This window comes from Nocardioides immobilis, from assembly GCF_003515065.1.
GTDB lineage: Bacteria > Actinomycetota > Actinomycetes > Propionibacteriales > Nocardioidaceae > Nocardioides > Nocardioides immobilis.
This window is the reverse complement of the sequence record NZ_QXGH01000024.1, coordinates 1-18,101: the sequence shown is the minus strand read 5'-3', so window position 1 is coordinate 18,101 and position 18,101 is coordinate 1. Positions and strand designations below refer to the sequence as shown.

Sequence of the window (18,101 nt, the reverse complement as noted above, 5' to 3'; positions counted from 1 at the left end):
TGCTGGCACCACACGCCTCAGTGCTGGGTCACTGAAGCTCCCTCGAGGTCAGTGTGATGCAAGTCGGATCCCGCTCGGGCTCAGTTGACGAAAACTGTCCGATCGGTCCCCGCCGGATCACCCCGACGGATCACCCCTGTAGGTCGAACACGATCAGGTCGCGCCCTTCCTCCTTGGCGGTGGCCGCTCGCTCGGAGGTGCGGGAAACCCGAGCGTCCTGGCTACAGCACCTTCGTGCCGTACATTTCCCCCAACGGGTCGGCGATCAGCTCGAGCCGGGCACCGTTGGGGTCCCGGAAGTAGATCGAGGTGCCGCTCTCGCTCTGGTAGTCGACGCCCGCCTCGTCGAGGTTCGCCTTGAGGCGCTCCCACTTCTCCGGCTCGACCGAGATGGCGATGTGGTGGAGCCCGCCCATCACCTCGGCGTACGGGCCGACGTCCAGGCCCGGGAAGTCGAAGAAGGCGATCAGGTTGTCGTTGCCGATGTCGAAGAAGAAGTGGTTCGAGCCCTGGTAGTCACGGTTCTCGAAGATGTCCGTCAACGGGAACCCGAGCACGTCCTGGTAGAACCGCACCGTCTCCTCGACGTCGCGCGCCACGATCGCGAAGTGGTGCAGCCCGCGGGCCGTGGAGCGTGGCCGCGTCTCGGCCGGCTTCAGGTACGTCGCCCGGATCCGCTCGCGCTCGGCGTCGATCGCCGCCAGGTCGATCTCCGGCTTGTCCGAGCCACTCGTCACGACAGCGGCCCACCTTCCCAGTTCTCGCGTCGGGTCAGGTCCTCGACACTAACGCGGGACAGCTTGGTGAGCTGGCGAACCGGCTTGCCGAGCGGCACGACGCAGGCGACGGCGTACTCCTCGGGGATGCCGAAGAGCGCGCGGACCCGCGGCTCCTCCGCGATCGCCATCGTCGTGATCGTCCCGCCGAAGCCCTCGTGCCGGGCCGCCAGCAGGATGTTCCACACCAGCGGGTAGACCGAGGCTCCCCCGACGATGCCGACGCGCTCCAGGGCCTGGTCCACCGCGGCGACCACCCGCAGGTCGACGCACACGACCAGGACCACCGCCGCCTCGAGGAGCGGGGTCGTCCAGTAGTCCGGTACGTCGGTCGCCGCGATCTCGTCGTCCGACAGCCGGGTCGGGATGACCGGGTTCCACGGTCCCTCCCCCGCCTCCCGCTGCGCGGTGTAGCGGCGCGCTCCCGGGATCGTCAGCTCCGCCAGCCTCCGTCTCGCCCCCAGGTCGCGCACGACGAGGACCTGGGTGCCCTGACGGTTGCCGCCGCTCGGTGCGAACCGCGCGTTGTCCAGGATCGTGCGGAGCACGTCGTCCGGTAGCGGCTCGTCGGTGAACTCGCGTACGGCGGACGTCGTCCGCATCACCTCGTACAGGTCCATGTGCGTCCTCCCGCGGTCGGTCGCCGCAGAGTATCGAGCCGGCGGATCGCCGTGGACTTATCCGAGCAAGGCGACCGTGCCAGAGTGCCGGGATGGCGCGCGATCGGCTGGTGGGACTCGACGTCGCCCGCTGCGTCGCTCTCCTGGGGATGGTCGCCACGCACGTCCTCCTCGACTTCACGCCCGAGGGCGACCTGTCCTTCAACCAGTGGCTGGCCGGCGGTCGGGCGTCGGCACTGTTCGCCGTCCTCGCCGGGGTCAGCCTCGCGCTGATGACCGGGAGGCGCGACCCGCTCCATGGCCGGGACCGGATGCTGGCATCCGCGGGACTCGCCATCCGGGCGCTGTTGATCGCCGCGCTCGGCCTCCTGCTCGCTGTGCCGGACAGCGGTCTCGCGATCATCCTCACCTACTACGGCGTGCTGTTCCTGCTCGGACTGCCGTTCGTCGGCCTGCGCGCCCGCACTCTCGCGCTCTTCGCCACCGCGTGGGTCGTGCTGGCTCCGATCGTCTCCCACCTCGTGCGTCCGGAGCTTCCCGATCGCGGCTTCGCAAGCCCCGCCTTCGACCAGCTCGGCGATCCCTGGCAGCTGGCGAGTGAGCTGCTGCTCACCGGCTACTACCCGGCGATCCCGTGGCTCGCCTACCTGCTGGCGGGCATGGCCCTCGGTCGCTGCGACCTGCGGGACCGCCGCCTGCTCGTCGCCCTCGCCGTCGGGGGTCTGGCACTCGCGATCCTCGCGACCCAGGTCTCGCGCGCGGTGACCGACCCCGCGGTCAGCAACAGGTACGCCCGCGGGATGTTCGGAACCCCGCCCGCCGACGGCGACTGGTCGTGGCTGCTGCTGGTCGCCCCGCACAGTGCGACGCCGTTCGACCTCGCGCAGACCATCGGAAGCGCGCTGCTGGTGATCGCGACCTGCCTGCTCCTCGAGCGCGCGCTACCCGCGGGTGGCGTGAGCTTCCTCGCCGTCCTGTTCGGCGCCGGCACGATGACGCTCACCCTCTACAGCCTGCACGTCGTCCTGCGCACGCCGGACGTGTGGCCGCCGGACGATCCGCGGGCCTACGGCTGGCACATCCTGGTGCTTCTGGCGGTCGGCGCGGCTTTCGTCACCTGGGGCCGACGCGGACCGCTGGAGTACGTCGTCGGCCTTCCGCGTCGCGCGCTCAGGTCGAGCGCCGCAGACTAGCGACCGCCGTCCTCGGCCTCGATCTGGGCGAGCATCCTCGCCATCCCGAGCGCCCGAGCCGTGTCCTTGGCCTCCGCGAGCCGGCTGTCGGCTCCTTCGATGTCACCCGCCGACCGCAGGGCGGAGGCGAGGTGGACCCGCGCGCGGGTCGCCCACGGCAGAGCGGCGATCTCGTCGAAGTCGCCGACGGCGCGCGCCAGCCGCTCCAGGGCCTCGTCGGTCCGCCCGAGGCGCAGAGCGAGGAGGCCGAGCCGCTCGCCCACGCCGCCTCCGAAGGTCGGTCCGACGCACGCCAGGAGATCCTGATGCGGGAGCAAGGCGTCGTACAGCCGCTGACAGGCCTCCGCCGAGCCGACCTCCGCGGTCGTCTCCGCGGCCAGGACGGCCGAGAACAACCAGCGGTAGCCCGACGACGTCAACAGCGGCGGGAGGGCCCGGGCCAGCTCGGTGCGTGCCTCGTCCCGGCGCCCGAGGGTCAGTAGCACCCAGGCGACATCGGCCTCGTAGAAGTTGCCCGGCATGATGCCCGTGAGCTCCCTGAGCATCTCCAGGCCGGCCTCGAACAGGTCCGGCCCGGTCCCGCAGTCCCGCTCGATCGGGAACAGGTGCGACATGCGCAGCCGCTCCGCGTCAGGCATGCCGGCAGCGACCGCGTTCGTGTACGCGATCTCGCCCTGGCGGGCCTGCTCGTCGTACCGGCCGCTGATCTGCGCCAGCATCCCGCGCCGCGACGCCACGAAGACGTTCAGCTCGGGTCGATCGAGCCGGGCCGCCAGCCTCGCGTACGTCGCGAGCTCGAGCCCGGCGTCGTGGATGCGCCACACCTCCACGAGCGCATGGAGGCGGGCGAGACGGGCCTCCAGCTCGTGGTCGACGTCGTTGGTCCGCCGGGTGAGGGTGATGACGCGCTCCGCCGCACTCAGCCGGTCCAACGCACCTGTCGGCTCCCAGAGGGAGTTGACCGTGGCCAGGAGGGCTTCGGACGCGGCCTGCGCATCGCCCGCCGACTCCGCAAGCTGGGTGGCCAGGTCGAGCAGGTCACGCCGGTCCTGGGCCGTGGACGGATCGCCGCGCAGCTCGAAGGCGAGCTTGGCAGCCGTCCGCGAGCGCGTGACGGCGTCGTCGGCAGGGAGGCGGTCCAGGACGTCCTGCAGCATCCGGACCAGCGTGATGTCGACATCGAGGAACTCCACCCGGCCGCCCGCGGCGAGGAGGGCCTCGGCCAAGGTGGCTGCGTCGACCTCGGGAGCGATCTCGGCAGCCTCCTCGTAGCGGCGCTCGCGCAGCAGGCGGGTGACGGCGTCCCTGTCGTCGCCCACGGGCAGAGGGGCGGACGCGACCGGCGGCGGCGAGGCTTGCCGGATGGCGAACGCATGGACCGGGACCGGGACCCCCTTGAGGCTCAGCTCGCCGCGGTCGTCGTACGTCTCGGCGGCCGGGGAGGCGAGCGCCTGCACCGTGGCCGAGACCACGGTCTCTCCCGACCCGGCCGATCCCATCAGTCGCGCTGCCACATGCACGGCCATCCCCGCGACGTCGAGCCCGCGACGCTCCACCTCGCCGGTGTGCGCCCCGATCCGGAGCGTCACGCCGAGCTGACCGGCGGCGGCATGCAGGGCGGTCGCGCACTCGATCGCCGCGGTGGGGCTCGGCAGCAGCATCAGCGCCCCGTCCCCCGTGGACTTGACCAGCTCGCCGCCGCGTCGCCGTACCTCGGAACGGCTCACGGCGTCGAGGGCGTCGAGCAGCCGGGCCCAGACCTGGTCCCCGCTCTGTGCGAGCTGTCTCGTCGAGTCGACGACGTCGGTGAAGAGCACGGTCGCCAGCTGACGGGTCGGCAGCGACCGCGATGACATGGCCGCAGTATCCCAACGCGCGCCCCGCACGGCGAGTGGGTCGATCCACCCGTGCGGCGCGGACGAGGATCTGCGCCGCTAGGCGCGGGTTGCCAGCGCACATCGTGCGCGGGATTCTGGACAAGGGCCGCGAGTCGGCTCGGAAGCCATCACGAAGGACCCGGTGTGTGTCGTCTGCTCGGCTTTGTCGGCCGCCGTCCGACCTCGGTGGTCGAGGTGCTCGGACAGGAGGACTTCGACGCGTTCACCGCCCTCACCGCCCTGCACGGCGACGGCTGGGGCATGGCGTGGCTCGATCCGGACTCCGGCACCATCCGCAGCACGATCTCGGCCGAATCGGCCATCCACGACCCGACGTACTCCCGGCTTGCCCGGGAGCCGCTCGGCCGTGCCGGCATCGTGCATCTCCGGTGGGCGAGCCCGGGCCTACCGGTGACGCCGGACAACACCCATCCGTTCGTGGAGGGCGGCTACGCCTTCGCTCACAACGGGCACATCGCTCCCGTCGAACGGCTCGAGGGGCTGCTCACCCGGGACGCTCGGGGGGCGCTGCGTGGCGACACCGACAGTGAGCGGTACTTCCGCTTCGTCCTGCAGTGCATCGCCGAGACCGGCGACGACACCGACGGGCTCCAGCAGGCGCTCGGTGTACTGACCAGCGAGTTCCCCGAGGCCAGCCTGAACTCGCTCCTGATGACCCCGACCCACATGTACGGCGTCCACATCAACAGCCACGCTCCGGCGCCGGTCAAGGGGATCCGCGAGCTGTTCACCTCCGAGGACGAGATCCCCTACCGCCACACCGACGAGTACTTCGCGATGGACTACCGGCTCACCACGGACACCGCCCACATCATCTCCAGCGGCATCGACGCGGAGGGCTGGACGCCGGTCCCCGAGGACACCGCGGCCATGGTCGACCTCGCCACGCTCGAGGCCACCCGCCTGGACGGGTGGGCAGCCGAGCGTGGACGGACTCGCCCGTAACCCGATATCAACAAACTGTTGACATTGGTGACGCGCGCCACATAATCTTCCACGATAAGTAATCCAGTTTCCGCTAGGCGGAAATCTCTCGTCACAGGCTGATGCCCCTCGCCCCGAGAAGGTGCCCCATGAAATCCAGGAACAAGGCAACCGACGGATCGCCGGCCCGCCGCGCCCAGCACCCCGTGGACGAGGTGCTGCCGGTCCACAAGCTGGCGGTGTACGGCGCCCAGCACGTGCTGGCGTTCTACGCCGGAGCCGTGATCGTGCCGATCCTCCTCGGCAACGCGATCGGCCTGTCCGACGAGCAGCTGATCCACCTGATCAACGCCGACCTCTTCACCTGCGGCATCGCCTCGATCATCCAGAGCGTCGGCTTCTGGAAGGTCGGCGTCCGGCTGCCGCTGCTCCAGGGCGTCACCTTCACCGCGGTCTCCCCGATGATCGCGATCGGCGCAGCGGCGGGCGGCGGGACCGACGGCCTCCTCACCATCTACGGCGCCGTGATCGTCGCGGGTCTGCTGACCTTCCTGATCGCCCCGTTCTTCAGCAAGCTGATCAGGTTCTTCCCGCCGGTCGTGACCGGCTCGGTGATCACGATCATCGGCATCGCCCTGCTCCCGGTCGCCGCGATGGACGCCGCCGGCGGAGGCGGACCCGCCCTGGATCCCACCAGCGGCAAGAACCTCGCCTACGCGATGGGCACGCTCGCGTTGATCGTCGTGATCCAGCGCGTGTTCAAGGGCTTCATGGCCACGGTCGCCGTACTGGTCGGGCTCGTCGCCGGCACCCTGGTCGCCTGGGCCCTGGGCGACGCCCACTTCGACGCCGTCGGAGGCTCCGGCTGGGTCGGCGCGACCACGCCGTTCCACTTCGGCTGGCCGCAGTTCTCGCTGGCCGCGATCGTCTCGATGTCCGTCGTCATGCTGATCACCGCGGTCGAGACCACCGGCGACGTGTTCGCGACGGGCGAGATCGTGGAGAAGCGCGTCGGCCGCGAGGACATCGCCCGGGCGCTGCGCGCCGACGGTCTCGCCACCACGATCGGCGGCGTCTTCAACTCCTTCCCCTACACCTGCTTCGCCGAGAACGTCGGGCTGGTGCGGTTGACCCGGATCAAGAGCCGGTACGTCATCGCCGCCGCCGGCGTGTTCATGATCCTGCTCGGGCTGATCCCCAAGGCGGGTGCGATCGTCGCCGGGATCCCCCACCCGGTGCTCGGTGGTGCCGCGCTGGCGATGTTCGCCACCGTCGCCGTCGTCGGGTTCCAGACCCTCTCGCGGGTGGACTTCAACGACCACCGCAACGTCGTGATCGTGGCGACCAGCGTCGGGCTGGCGATGTACGTCACCGCACAGCCGCAGGTCGCCCAGGCGGTGCCGGACTGGGCCGAGATCATCTTCGGCAGCGGCATCACCCTCGGCAGCCTGACCGCGATCGTGCTCAACTTCGTCTTCCACCACGTCGGCAAGGACTTCGGCCCCGCGGTCGCGGGACAGCCCGGCGACTCGGTCCGCCTGGACCAGGTCAACAAGATGAGCCGCGAGCAGTTCGTGGAGACCTTCGCCGGCCTGTTCCAGGGACCGCGCTGGGTGGTCGAGCGTGCCTACGACCAGCGCCCGTTCCGCGACACCCACCACCTGCGGCGGTCGTTCCAGGAGGCCCTGTTCAGCGCCTCCCGGGAGGAGCAGCGCCAGCTCATCGAGGCCTACCCGCAGCTCGGCTCGGCCGTCGTGGCCGAGGGGCTCACCGGTGAGGAGTCGCTGCGCGACCAGTCGGCCCGCGGTCTGCACCGGCTCGGCGACGTCGAGCAGGAGGAGCTCGCCGAGCTCACCGAGGCCTACCGTGACCGGTTCGGCTTCCCGCTGGTGATCTGCGTCCGCGACGCCGACTCCTTCGACAAGATCGTCGACGAGGGCCGTACCCGGCTGGCGAACTGCGAGAACCAGGAGCACGCCGCCTCCCTGCTGGAGATCGCCAAGATCGCCGGGCACCGCTTCGACGACTTCCTCGCCGAGGCCAACCCGATCCACTCCGCCCGGACCCGGCCGGTCGGCAAGCGCTGACCGGCCGTCCCGAGAGGAAGTCACCGCCATGGAGTCACCGAGCGTCACCGTCAACGGGAGGACCGTCCCGCTCGACGCGGTCGCGCCCCACACGTCCGCGCTCGACTGGCTGCGCGGCGAGGGCCTCACCGGGGCCAAGGAGGGATGCGCCGAGGGCGAGTGCGGAGCCTGCTCCGTCCTCGTCGCCCGGCCGGGGATCACGACCCCGACCGAGTGGACCCCGCTCAACGCGTGCCTGATGCCGGCCGCATCCCTGGACGGCCAGGAGGTCATGACCGCCGAGGGACTCGGGACGGCCAAGGACCTGCACCCCGTGCAGCGGGAGATGGCGGTCCGCGGCGGCTCGCAGTGCGGCTACTGCACCCCTGGATTCGTGTGCAGCATGGCCGCGGAGTACTACCGGCCCGGCCGCTGCGCCCACAACGGCGATCCCGGGGCCGCGAGCGGCGGCGACCATCACGACGGGGAGCACGGCCCGAACGGGTTCGACCTGCACGCCCTCAGCGGGAACCTGTGCCGCTGCACCGGCTACCGGCCGATCCGGGACGCCGCGTACGCGCTCGGCGAGCCGGGGCAGGACGACCCGTACGCCGCCCGCGCCGACCAGGCGCCGCCGGCGCCCCGGGCCACGCGGGTGGTGGTCGACGACGCCGCGTTCGTCCGGCCGGTCGACCTGACCGAGACCTTCGCGCTGCTGGCGGAGCGACCGGACGCAGCATTGGTCGCCGGCTCGACCGACTGGGGCGTCGAGGTCAACCTGCGCGGCACCCGCGCGCCGCTGACCGTCGCGATCGACCGGCTGCCCGAGCTGCGGACCTTCGAGGTCACCGACGAGCACGTCGAGATCGGCGCCGCGCTCAGCCTGACCGAGGTCGAGCGCCGGCTCGACGGGCGCGTGCCGCTCCTGGACCAGATGTTCCCTCAGTTCGCCTCCCGGCTGATCCGCAACGGCGCGACCCTCGGCGGCAACCTCGGCACCGGCTCACCCATCGGCGACACACCTCCCGCCCTGCTGGCGCTCGATGCAGTGGTCGTCCTGGCGTCGGCAGACGGTGAGCGGCAGGTGGCACTGGCGGACTACTTCACGGGCTACCGCCAGAGCGTCCGGCAGACCGGCGAGATCATCCGCGCGGTCCGGGTCCCCCTCCCCCTCGCCCGGCTCACCGCCTTCCACAAGATCGCCAAGCGCCGCTTCGACGACATCTCCAGCGTTGCGGTCGGGTTCGCCCTCGATGTCGAGGACGGCGTCGTACGGCGGGCGCGGATCGGTCTCGGAGGCATCGCCGCCACGCCGATCCGGGCGCTGCGGACCGAGGAGGCGCTCACCGGCCAGCCCTGGCGGGACGACGTCGTACGGCGGGCCGCGGAGGTCATGTCCCGGGAAGGGACTCCGCTCGACGACCACCGGGCCAGCTCGGCGTACCGCGCCGCGATGCTGGGCCAGTTCCTCCTCAAGCTCTACGCGGAGAGCCCGAGTCCCCAGGAGGTGCCGGCATGAGCGCCCTCTCCGAACGCCCCGCCAACCCGGTCGTCGGACTGTCGATGCCCCACGAGAGCGCGGCGGGTCACGTCACCGGCGAGGCGCTCTACACCGACGACCTCGTCCTGCGCAGCCACCGCGTGCTGCACGCCCACCCGGTCCAGGCGCCGCACGCGCACGCCCGGATCACCGCGCTGCGCACCGAGCCCGCCTACGACGTGCCCGGCGTGGTCCGGGTGCTCACCGCGGCGGACGTGCCCGGCGTCAACGACGCCGGCGTCAAGCACGACGAGCCGCTGTTCCCCGACGAGGTCATGTTCCACGGCCACGCCGTGTGCTGGGTGCTGGCCGAGACCCTCGAGGCCGCCCGGCTCGGCGCGGCCGCGGTCGACGTCGACTACGAGCCGCTGCCGTCGTTGGTCACCGTCCGCGAGGCGATCGAGGCCGACAGCTTCCAGGGCGGACAGCCGCACCTGGAGCGAGGCGACGTCGGGTCGGCGTTCGACGCCGCTGAGCACGTGTTCAGCGGCGAGTTCGAGTTCTCCGGCCAGGAGCACTTCTACCTGGAGACGCACTGCTCGCTGGCGCAGGTCGACGAGAACGGCCAGGTCTTCGTGCAGTGCAGCACCCAGCACCCGAGCGAGACCCAGGAGATCGTCGCTCACGTCCTCGGACTCCACAGTCACGAGGTGACGGTGCAGTGCCTGCGGATGGGCGGCGCGTTCGGCGGCAAGGAGATGCAGCCGCACGGGTACGCCGCGATCGCCGCGCTGGGGGCGACCCTCACCGGTCGGCCGGTCCGGCTCCGGCTGAACCGCACCCAGGACATGACGATGTCGGGCAAGCGTCACGGCTTCCACGCGCGGTGGCGGGTCGGCTTCGACGCGGACGGACGGTTCCAGGCCCTCGACGCCACCCTCACCTCCGACGGCGGCTGGAGCCTGGACCTGTCCGAGCCGGTGCTGGCGCGGGCCCTGTGCCACCTCGACAACTCCTACTGGATCCCCAACGTCCGCGCGAACGGGCGGGTGGCCAAGACCCACAAGACGTCGCAGACCGCGTTCCGCGGCTTCGGTGGACCCCAGGGGATGCTCGTCATCGAGGACATCCTCGGCCGGTGCGCCCCGCTGCTCGGGATCGAGCCCGACGAGCTGCGGGCGCGCAACCTCTACCGACCGGGACACACGACGCCGTACGGACAGCCGGTCGGGCACCCGGAACGGCTGCACGCGGCCTGGGAGCAGGTGCTGGCGTCGGGTGACTTCGCGGCGCGCACCCAGGAGATCGCGCGCTTCAACGCCGCCCACGCGCACACGAAGCGAGGGCTGGCGATCACGCCGGTGAAGTTCGGGATCTCCTTCAACCTCACCGCCTTCAACCAGGCGGGGGCGCTGGTGCACGTCTACAAGGACGGGTCCGTGCTGATCAACCACGGCGGCACCGAGATGGGGCAGGGCCTGCACACCAAGATGACCCAGGTGGCGGCCACCGCGCTCGGCGTACCGCTGGCCAAGGTGCGACTGGCGCCGACCCGGACCGACAAGGTGCCCAACACCTCAGCGACCGCGGCCAGCTCCGGCGCGGACCTCAACGGTGCCGCGATCAAGAACGCCTGCGAGCAGATCCGGGAACGGCTCGCGCAGGTCGCGGCGACCCGGCTCGGCGTGAGCCCCGCGGACGTGCGGTTCAGCGACGGCGAGGTGCACGCGGTCGCGTTCTCCGGTGAGCGGGTCTCGTGGGAGGAGATCGTCCACGCGGCGTACTTCCAGCGGGTGCAGCTCTTCGCGGCCGCCTTCTACCGCACCGAGGACCTGCACTGGGACTCCTCGGTGATGCACGGCGAGCCGTTCAAGTACTTCGCGTACGGCGTCGCCGCCAGCGAGGTCGAGGTCGACGGCTTCACCGGCGCCAACACGCTCCGTCGGGTCGACATCGTGCACGACGTCGGCGAGAGCCTGTCTCCGCTGATCGACATCGGCCAGGTCGAGGGCGCGTTCGTGCAGGGCGCCGGCTGGCTGACCCTGGAGGACCTCCGCTGGGACGAGAGCGACGGACCCGGCCGCGGCCGGCTGCTCACCCAGGCGGCGAGCACCTACAAGCTGCCGAGCTTCTCGGAGATGCCGGCGGAGTTCAACGTCGCCCTGCTGCAGCACGCGCCCGAGGAGGGCGCGGTCTACGGGTCCAAGGCGGTCGGCGAGCCGCCACTGATGCTGGCCTTCTCCGTGCGGGAGGCGCTGCGCCAGGCGGTCGCGGCCTTCGGCCCCGCCGGCACCAGCGTCGACCTCGCCTCGCCGGCCACCCCGGAGGCCGTCTGGTGGGCGGTCCAGCAGGCACGCCGCAGCGTCGAGCACGGCCACGTCGCGGAGGGGTCGCCGGGCGTCGTACCGGACCAGCCCGCGGCGGACGCCCACGAGTACGAGCCCGAGTCCGAGCGTGTGCAGCACCAGCTGAGCAGGACCTGACCAGGAGCTGAGATGGCCATGGAGTGGATGAAGGCGGTACGCCGGCTCCGCGAGACCCGCCGGCCGGGAGTGCTGGTGACCGTCGCGTCGGTGCGCGGCCACGCGCCCCGCGAGGCCGGCGCGAAGATGGTCGTCGGCGCGGAGCGCAGCTGGGGCACCGTCGGCGGGGGCAACCTCGAGGCGGTCGCCGAGGAGCGGGCTCGGGCGCTGCTGGAGGACCCCAGCCCGACGGCCGAGCTGGTCACGCTGTCCCTGTCGGACAAGGCGCCCTTCCAGCACGGCGTCCAGTGCTGCGGCGGTGAGGTGACCCTGTTGCTAGAGCCCCTGCCCGTCGTACCCGCCGTGGCGATCTTCGGGATGGGCCACGTCGGGATCGAGCTCGCACGGATCCTGGCGCGCCACGACCTCGAGCTGCACCTGGTCGACTCGCGGGCCGACCAGCTGACCCCCGAGCGCCTGGCTGTCCTCGACGACGCCGTCGCCACGGTGCACCCGCACCAGGTGCCGGTCCTGCCCGAGCTCGTCCTCGCCGAGCTGCCGCCCGGCACCCATGTGCTCGTGATGACCCACGACCACGCCGAGGACGCTGCGCTGTGCGACGCCGCACTCCGAACCCCGCACCTGGGGTCCATCGGCCTGATCGGCTCCACCGCCAAGTGGACGCGGTTCCGCAGGAAGCTCGAGGACGAGGGCCACTCCCCCGACGCCGTCGCCCGGATCACCACCCCCATCGGCCTGCCCGACCTCGGCGGCAAGGAGCCGGCGACGATCGCGGTCAGCGTGGCCGCCGCGCTCCTGCAGATGTTCCAGGCAGAGCGCGCCGGGCGGACCGGCCGGACCCAGACCACCAGCACAGCGGAGAGCACACGATGACGATCTACCGGGCCACGGTCCTCGACACCCCGGACGACCCCTTCGCAGGTGGGGCGCTGCGGGCCGACGACGACGCCGGGATCCTCGTCCGGGACGGGATGATCGCCGACCGGGGGGCGTTCGACCGGATCCAGGCCGCCCACCCGGACCACGACGTCGTCGACCTCCGCGGCGGGCTGCTGCTGCCCGGGTTCGTCGACACCCACGTGCACTTCCCCCAGGTGCGCGCGATCGGCGGCCTCGGCCTGCCGCTGCTGGACTGGTTGGAGCGCTGCGCACTTCCCGAGGAGGCCAGGCTCGCCGACCCGACGTACGCCGCTGCTGTCGCCCGCGAGTTCCTCTCCGGCCTCGTGCAGGCCGGGACGACGACGGCGCTGGTGTTCGGCTCCCACTTCGCCGCCGCCGTCGACCTGCTGTTCACCGAGGCGCAGCGGGTCGGCCTGCGCGTCACCAGCGGCCTGGTCGTCAGCGACCGCCTGCTCCGCGACGAGCTGTTGACGACGCCCGAGCGTGCGTACGACGAGGGCCGCGCCCTCGCCGAGCGCTGGCACGGGGTGGGCCGGAACCGGTACGCCGTCACCCCGCGGTTCTCGCTGTCCTGCGGCAACGGCCTGCTCGACTCCTGCCGGTCACTGCTGCGCGACGTCGAGGACGCGTACTTCACCTCGCACATCAACGAGAACGGGCGCGAGATCGCCACGGTCGCGGAGCTGTTCGGCCTCGACACCTACCTCGACAGCTACGACAACCACGATCTCGTCGGACCGCGCAGCGTGCTCGCGCACAACGTGCACCCCACCGACGGGGAGCTGAAGGTCCTCGCCGAGCGCGGCGCCAGCGTGGCGCACTGCCCGACGAGCAATGCCTCGCTCGGTAGCGGCCTCTTCCCCCTTGATCGGCACCTCGCGTACGGCGTCCCCGTCGCGCTCGGGTCCGACGTCGGCGCGGGCGCAGGCTTCTCGCTGCTCAAGGAGGGGCTGCAGGCCTACTTCATGCAGCAGCTGCTCGGCGAGCAGGGCTACCCGCTGGTGCCGGCCCACCTGCTCCACCTCGCGACCTCGGCCGGCGCCCGCGCGCTCGGGCTCTCCTCCGAGGTCGGCGACCTCGGCGTCGGCAAGCGGTTCGACGCCCAGTGGCTGCGTCCCAGCGCCGGGACGACGCTCGACGTCGCCCTGCGCCACGCCGCCGGACCCGAGGACGCCCTCGCCAAGGCCTTCACCCTCGGCACCACCGCCGACGTCGACACCGTCTGGGTCGACGGCGAGGTCGTCTCTCCCTAGTCCGCATCAACGTCCTGTCCCCTACCGAGAGGAGCACGAAGGAAGCCTGGTCCCGCACCGGGGTGAACACCCAGCGTCCGACGTTCTGCTGTGCCCGCGTCGGAACGCTTCCGGTCACCGACCGGCAGGCGATGCACAGCCAGCTTCGAGAAATCGAGACCGTCATGCCTACATTTCTCTGCACCGACCCCGTCGTCCTCAACCTCTGGCACCCGCTCGCCGCCATCGCGGAGACCGCGCCCGGACGGGACCACACCACCACCCTGCTCGAGGAGCAGATCGCCTACGCTCTGCCGCCCGATGGCGGAGCACGCGCCTGGCGCCAGGGGGCTCCGCAGCACCCGCTGCCGACCCTCGTCCGCTACGGCTACCTCTGGACGTCCCTCGGCACCCCACCGGAGGACCTCTTCAGCATCCCGGAGTACGACGAGCCCGACCGCCGGAACATGAACGCCAGCACGATCGGCGTCCACGTCTCCGCGCCCCGCGCGATCGAGAACTTCCTCGACATGGCGCACTTCCCGTTCGTCCACACCGACGTCCTCGGCTCCGAGCCGCACACCGAGGTCGTCGAGTACGGCGTCGACGTCTCGGCCGAGCGCGACGAGGTGCGCGCCACGCGGTGCCGCATGTTCCAGCCGAAGGCCTCGGCCTCCTCCGCGGACGGCGCCGAGGTCGAGTACGTCTACCGGGTGCCGCACCCGTACTGCTCCGTGCTCTACAAGACCAGCGGTGACGACCCCGACCGGCAGGACGTGATCGCCGTCTTCCTGCAGCCCGTCGACCAGGAGCACGTCCGCGCGCACCTGCTCCTGTCCGTGCTCGATGCCGCGCACGAGGACAAGGAGATCCGCAACTTCCAGCAGTCGATCTTCGGCCAGGACAAACCGATCCTGGAGAACCAGTTCCCCAAGCGGCTGCCTCTCGACCCCCGTTCGGAGACCCCGATCCGGGCGGACAAGTCCGCGGTCGCCTATCGCCGCTGGTTGAGCGGCAAGGGGATCACCTACGGCGTGATCCCGGCGGGGAGGTGATCCGGATGACCAGCATCCAGCCCGGCCGCGCCTGGCACCCCGTCGCCTCGTCCGGTGACGCCGTCGTCCGGCACGTCTTCCAGGGTCGCCTGCTCGGGCGCGAGCTCGCGGTCTGGCGGGCCGACGACGGCTACGTCAACGTGTGGGAGAACCGCTGCCTCCACCGCGGCGTCCGGCTCTCGATCGCCGTCAACGACGGTCGCGAGCTCAAGTGCCAGTACCACGGGTGGCGCTACTCCAACCGCACCGCGGAGTGCACCTACATCCCCGCTCACCCGGCCGACGCCCCCGCGCGGACCATCTGCAACAGGACGTTCGCCGTGGTCGAGCGGCACGGTCTGGTCTGGACGACGCTGGAGCTCGACCGTCCGGAGGATCTTCCCGTCCTCCCCGACGACGGGCGCCCACTCGCGCTCCGCCCGATCACGGTGGCGGCGCCGGCGGCCCAGGTCGTGGACGCTCTCCGCTCGTACGACGCGGGCGAGGACCTGCGCCTGGCCGCCGAGGCGGAGCTGCTGTTGCGCTTCGACCGCGGGACCGCACCCGGTCTCACGATCCTCGTGCAGCCGTCGGACGCCACCACGAGCGTCGTCCGTGGCGTGCTCCACGGCGTCGCCGTGGTCGACAGGGACCGTCCGCCGCTCGACCTGCTGCGCCTCCACAACCGGGCGCTGAACCGGGTCCGAGCCCGGGTCGAGTCGGATCTCGGCCCCCTCCAGGCTGAGCAGCAGGAGCCGGAGCTCGAGCTCCTCTCCGAGGAGCTCGCGGAGCTGCCGCCCCTGAGCCGCCCGGGCAGGTCCGCGAGCCTGCGGGTCCGCGTGGAGCGCAAGTGGCCGGCCGGCGCGGACGTGGCCGGCTTCGCGCTCGCGCCACTCGCCGGGCACCTGCCGGCCGCGCAACCGGGCGCGCACGTCGACGTACACCTCCCGAACGGCTGCGTGCGGCAGTACTCCGTCGTCAACGCTCCCGGCGAGGGCGACCGCTACGTGCTCGGCGTGAAGCGGGAGCCGGACTCGCAAGGAGGATCCTCCTGCCTGCACGACGTGGTGCGGGAGGGCGACGTACTCGCTGTCTCCGAGCCGCGGAACAACTTTCCGCTCCGGAGGGACGCCGAGCACACGCTGCTCGTCGCCGGGGGCATCGGGGCGACGCCGCTCCTGGCGATGGCGCAGACGCTGGCGCACCACGGACTCGACCACGAGCTGCACTACTTCGCCCAGACCGAGGACCACCTGGCCTTCCGGGACCGTCTCGCCACCCTCGGCGGGTCGGTCCGACGCCACCTCGGCCTGGATGTCGCGGCGACGAAGGCGCGGCTCGGCGAGATCCTTGCCGGCTACGCGCCGGGGCGCCAGGTGTACCTCTGCGGACCCGGCCCGATGATCGAGGCGGCGCGGGAGGTCGCGGCGCAGTGCGGATGGCCGGTCGAGAAGGTGCACTTCGAGTACTTCAAGAACGCCCAGGAGATCGACAAGGAATCCAGTTTCGAGGTCGCCCTCGCGCGCTCCTGCCTGACCGTCAAGGTGCTGGCCGGGCAGACCATCCTGGAGGCCGTCCGCGAGGCCGGAGTCGCGATGCCGTCGTCGTGCGAGCAGGGAGCCTGCGGCACCTGCCTCGCCCGGGTGATCGAGGGTGAGCCGATCCACCAGGACGTGTACCTGAACGACGCCGAGAAGGCCTCCGGCGAGGCGATCATGACCTGCGTCTCCCGCTCCGCATCCCCACGACTCGTCCTGGACCTGTAGGAGGTCGCCATGATCACGCTTTACGACTACGAGCTGTCCGCCGACTGCTACCAGGCGCGGCTCGCGCTGGCCGTGCTCGGGCTCGAGTACTCGAGGGTGGACGTCGAGTTCTACCCGGGCAGGGAGCACGAGACGGAGTGGTTCACCGAGCTGAGCCCGCTGCAGCAGCTGCCGGTGCTGTGCGAGGAGGAGACGACGCTGTACGACGCGCCGGCGATCCTCGTGTACCTGGCCTCCCGCCACGATCCCACCGCATCGTGGTACCCCGGCGGGGACCCCGCGCTCGCCGGTCAGGTCACGCTGTGGCTGGGTTTCTCGCGCGCACTGGCCGGCTCGGCCGGTGCCGCGCGACTCCACGAGAGCCTCGGCCACCTCACCGACATCGACGCGGCCCGGTCCCGGGCGCACACGCTGCTGAGGGTCCTCGACGAGCATCTCTGGTTCGGTGAGCAGGAGGGTCGCGACTGGCTGTGTGCCACGGACCGCCCCACCATCGCCGACCTCGCGGCGTTCCCGGACGTCGCGCTCAGTGAGGAAGGGGGCGTGTCCCGGATCGACTACCCGGCGGTGCGTCGCTGGACCGACCGGGTGAAGCGGATCGACGGCTTCGTCGCGATGTCGGGCATCTTCCCGGCCGGCCCCGTCGCGGCATGAGGAGGGCGTGACCAGCGCGCCGTCGCTGGTTGCGGCGCGGTTCCCTGGCCCTGCCTGGGTTTCGGGAGGCCTGGGCTGCTCGCTGTGGTTGCGGCCGCGGAGGTACGGCGGGTGGTTGCGGTCGGCTGGCGGCCTGCGGGCGAGAATGTCCGCCGAGCTTGTCGAGGTGCTGGTCGAGGTGCGACGGGGCGGGGTGCCGTCGCTGGTTGAGGTGCGAGCCAAGCGAGCCTCGAAACCAAGCCAGATTCCCGGCCCGTTCCCTTTACCATCGGCTCGAACTGGTGTACGATTAACGGTAGGTTCGAAGGCGGGACGCATCGAGTGGTCCCGGGCTCCGGAGAACGAGTTGCGACCGGCGACGCCATCGGCGTCACCGCACCGGGATCGGTGCCTCCGGCGGGGCGAGCAGAAGATGACCGTGCTCGCCGCCGAGGAGAACCCCGCGATGTCCGACCAGCCGCAGGACCTGCACCCGATCGTGGATGCGGTCGCGGCCGCGCGGGAGTCGTTGAAGGGCGTGCGGGACGTGCAGCCGGTGTTCATGTCCCCGGCCGCGCAAACCGAGGCGGTCACCTCGATCTGGGCTTCCCCTCGTAGCGTGGAGACATCGCCTTTGAGGAGATGAGCGGCGATGACGACGAGGAACTATCGGAAGTACGACGAGGACTTCAAGCAGGGCGCGGTGCGGCTGGTCATCGAGACCGGGAAGCCGATCGCGCAGGTGGCCCGAGATCTTGGCATCAACGATGGGACGCTGGGCAACTGGTGCGCCAAGGCCCGCGCTGAGGCCGGCGAGGGCAATGGAGAGGTGAGCGAGTCCGAGCGGGCTGAGCTGGCCCGGCTGCGGAAGGAGAACACCGAGCTGCGGATGCAGCGTGATGTGCTCAAGCGCTCGGTGGCCCTCTGGGTGGACGAGGCGATGGGCCGGTAGCCGTGGCCACCTTCATCTGAGGTTCCCCCCGGACCGTAGAGGCATCGACAATGAGGATCGAGATGCCAGAGAAGCGGAAGAAGTACGACCGGGAGTTCCGTGAGGGAGCTGTCCGGATCGTCGAAGAGACCAACAAGCCGATCG

General features: G+C 71.2%; 15 protein-coding genes. 12 read left to right on the top strand and 3 right to left on the bottom strand.

Annotated features, from left to right (window positions below; all coding sequences use genetic code 11):
* Window positions 1–221: 221 nt before the first annotated feature.
* Both D0Z08_RS19220 and D0Z08_RS19215 read right to left on the bottom strand, forming a co-directional pair.
* Window positions 222–737, bottom strand: a complete 516-nt coding sequence (locus tag D0Z08_RS19220) for a VOC family protein (protein ID WP_118926883.1) — start codon at window positions 735–737, stop codon at window positions 222–224.
* Window positions 734–1,396 carry a nitroreductase family protein gene (locus D0Z08_RS19215; RefSeq protein WP_118926882.1) on the bottom strand — a complete coding sequence of 221 codons (663 nt, stop codon included), beginning with the start codon at window positions 1,394–1,396 and terminating at the stop codon, window positions 734–736. The genes D0Z08_RS19220 and D0Z08_RS19215 overlap by 4 nt, the downstream gene beginning before the upstream one ends.
* Before the next feature lie 92 nt (window positions 1,397–1,488).
* Here D0Z08_RS19215 and D0Z08_RS19210 point away from each other — a divergent pair, with 92 nt between their 5' ends.
* The gene (locus D0Z08_RS19210) at window positions 1,489–2,589 is read left to right on the top strand and encodes a heparan-alpha-glucosaminide N-acetyltransferase domain-containing protein (protein WP_118926881.1); all 1,101 of its coding nucleotides are present in this window, start codon (window positions 1,489–1,491) and stop codon (window positions 2,587–2,589) included.
* Here the strand turns inward: D0Z08_RS19210 and D0Z08_RS19205 are convergent.
* Window positions 2,586–4,445 (bottom strand): adenylate/guanylate cyclase domain-containing protein, encoded by a 1,860-nt coding sequence (locus D0Z08_RS19205; RefSeq protein ID WP_118926880.1) that lies wholly within the window; start codon window positions 4,443–4,445, stop codon window positions 2,586–2,588. The genes D0Z08_RS19210 and D0Z08_RS19205 overlap by 4 nt on opposite strands.
* Window positions 4,446–4,610: 165 nt before the next feature.
* On the opposite strand from D0Z08_RS19205, the gene D0Z08_RS19200 reads away from it, so the two are divergent.
* The 11 genes from D0Z08_RS19200 (at window position 4,611) to D0Z08_RS19150 (ending at window position 17,957) form a co-directional block, all read left to right on the top strand.
* A complete protein-coding gene (locus tag D0Z08_RS19200; protein WP_182481391.1) occupies window positions 4,611–5,432 on the top strand; it encodes a class II glutamine amidotransferase in 822 nt (273 codons plus the stop codon).
* A 128-nt stretch (window positions 5,433–5,560) separates the two neighbouring features.
* Window positions 5,561–7,498 (top strand): 2-oxo-4-hydroxy-4-carboxy-5-ureidoimidazoline decarboxylase, encoded by a 1,938-nt coding sequence (gene uraD, locus D0Z08_RS19195; protein WP_118926878.1) that lies wholly within the window; start codon window positions 5,561–5,563, stop codon window positions 7,496–7,498.
* Between the two features lie 28 nt (window positions 7,499–7,526).
* Window positions 7,527–8,996 carry a xanthine dehydrogenase small subunit gene (locus D0Z08_RS19190; RefSeq protein WP_118926877.1) on the top strand — a complete coding sequence of 490 codons (1,470 nt, stop codon included), beginning with the start codon at window positions 7,527–7,529 and terminating at the stop codon, window positions 8,994–8,996.
* Window positions 8,993–11,440, top strand: coding sequence for a xanthine dehydrogenase molybdopterin binding subunit (xdhB, locus tag D0Z08_RS19185; protein WP_118926876.1), 2,448 nt, complete (start codon window positions 8,993–8,995; stop codon window positions 11,438–11,440). The genes D0Z08_RS19190 and xdhB overlap by 4 nt, the downstream gene beginning before the upstream one ends.
* Before the next feature lie 18 nt (window positions 11,441–11,458).
* Window positions 11,459–12,313 (top strand): xanthine dehydrogenase accessory protein XdhC, encoded by an 855-nt coding sequence (gene xdhC / locus D0Z08_RS19180; protein ID WP_118926992.1) that lies wholly within the window; start codon window positions 11,459–11,461, stop codon window positions 12,311–12,313.
* A complete protein-coding gene (locus tag D0Z08_RS19175; RefSeq protein WP_118926875.1) occupies window positions 12,310–13,593 on the top strand; it encodes a guanine deaminase in 1,284 nt (427 codons plus the stop codon). Before xdhC ends, D0Z08_RS19175 begins: the two co-directional genes overlap by 4 nt.
* 164 nt (window positions 13,594–13,757) lie before the next feature.
* A complete protein-coding gene (locus D0Z08_RS19170) occupies window positions 13,758–14,627 on the top strand; it encodes an aromatic ring-hydroxylating oxygenase subunit alpha (RefSeq protein WP_118926991.1) in 870 nt (289 codons plus the stop codon).
* 5 nt (window positions 14,628–14,632) lie between these two features.
* Entirely contained in the window at window positions 14,633–16,372 is a 1,740-nt protein-coding gene (locus D0Z08_RS19165; protein ID WP_118926874.1) for a Rieske 2Fe-2S domain-containing protein, read from the top strand.
* A gap of 9 nt (window positions 16,373–16,381) precedes the next feature.
* Window positions 16,382–17,026 (top strand): glutathione S-transferase family protein, encoded by a 645-nt coding sequence (locus D0Z08_RS19160; RefSeq protein ID WP_118926873.1) that lies wholly within the window; start codon window positions 16,382–16,384, stop codon window positions 17,024–17,026.
* 412 nt (window positions 17,027–17,438) lie between these two features.
* Entirely contained in the window at window positions 17,439–17,651 is a 213-nt protein-coding gene (locus tag D0Z08_RS19155) for a hypothetical protein (RefSeq protein WP_118926872.1), read from the top strand.
* A 6-nt stretch (window positions 17,652–17,657) separates the two neighbouring features.
* Window positions 17,658–17,957, top strand: coding sequence for a transposase (locus D0Z08_RS19150; protein ID WP_118926871.1), 300 nt, complete (start codon window positions 17,658–17,660; stop codon window positions 17,955–17,957).
* Window positions 17,958–18,101: the final 144 nt, after the last annotated feature.

Coding starts and splice junctions, on each gene's coding strand:
- D0Z08_RS19215 (WP_118926882.1), bottom strand. CDS start 1,396: ATGGACCTGTACGAGGTGATGCGGACGACGTCCGCCGTACGCGAGTTC.
- D0Z08_RS19210 (WP_118926881.1), top strand. CDS start 1,489: ATGGCGCGCGATCGGCTGGTGGGACTCGACGTCGCCCGCTGCGTCGCT.
- D0Z08_RS19205 (WP_118926880.1), bottom strand. CDS start 4,445: ATGTCATCGCGGTCGCTGCCGACCCGTCAGCTGGCGACCGTGCTCTTC.
- uraD (WP_118926878.1), top strand. CDS start 5,561: ATGAAATCCAGGAACAAGGCAACCGACGGATCGCCGGCCCGCCGCGCC.
- D0Z08_RS19190 (WP_118926877.1), top strand. CDS start 7,527: ATGGAGTCACCGAGCGTCACCGTCAACGGGAGGACCGTCCCGCTCGAC.
- xdhB (WP_118926876.1), top strand. CDS start 8,993: ATGAGCGCCCTCTCCGAACGCCCCGCCAACCCGGTCGTCGGACTGTCG.
- xdhC (WP_118926992.1), top strand. CDS start 11,459: ATGGAGTGGATGAAGGCGGTACGCCGGCTCCGCGAGACCCGCCGGCCG.
- D0Z08_RS19175 (WP_118926875.1), top strand. CDS start 12,310: ATGACGATCTACCGGGCCACGGTCCTCGACACCCCGGACGACCCCTTC.
- D0Z08_RS19170 (WP_118926991.1), top strand. CDS start 13,758: ATGCCTACATTTCTCTGCACCGACCCCGTCGTCCTCAACCTCTGGCAC.
- D0Z08_RS19165 (WP_118926874.1), top strand. CDS start 14,633: ATGACCAGCATCCAGCCCGGCCGCGCCTGGCACCCCGTCGCCTCGTCC.
- D0Z08_RS19160 (WP_118926873.1), top strand. CDS start 16,382: ATGATCACGCTTTACGACTACGAGCTGTCCGCCGACTGCTACCAGGCG.
- D0Z08_RS19155 (WP_118926872.1), top strand. CDS start 17,439: ATGACCGTGCTCGCCGCCGAGGAGAACCCCGCGATGTCCGACCAGCCG.
- D0Z08_RS19150 (WP_118926871.1), top strand. CDS start 17,658: ATGACGACGAGGAACTATCGGAAGTACGACGAGGACTTCAAGCAGGGC.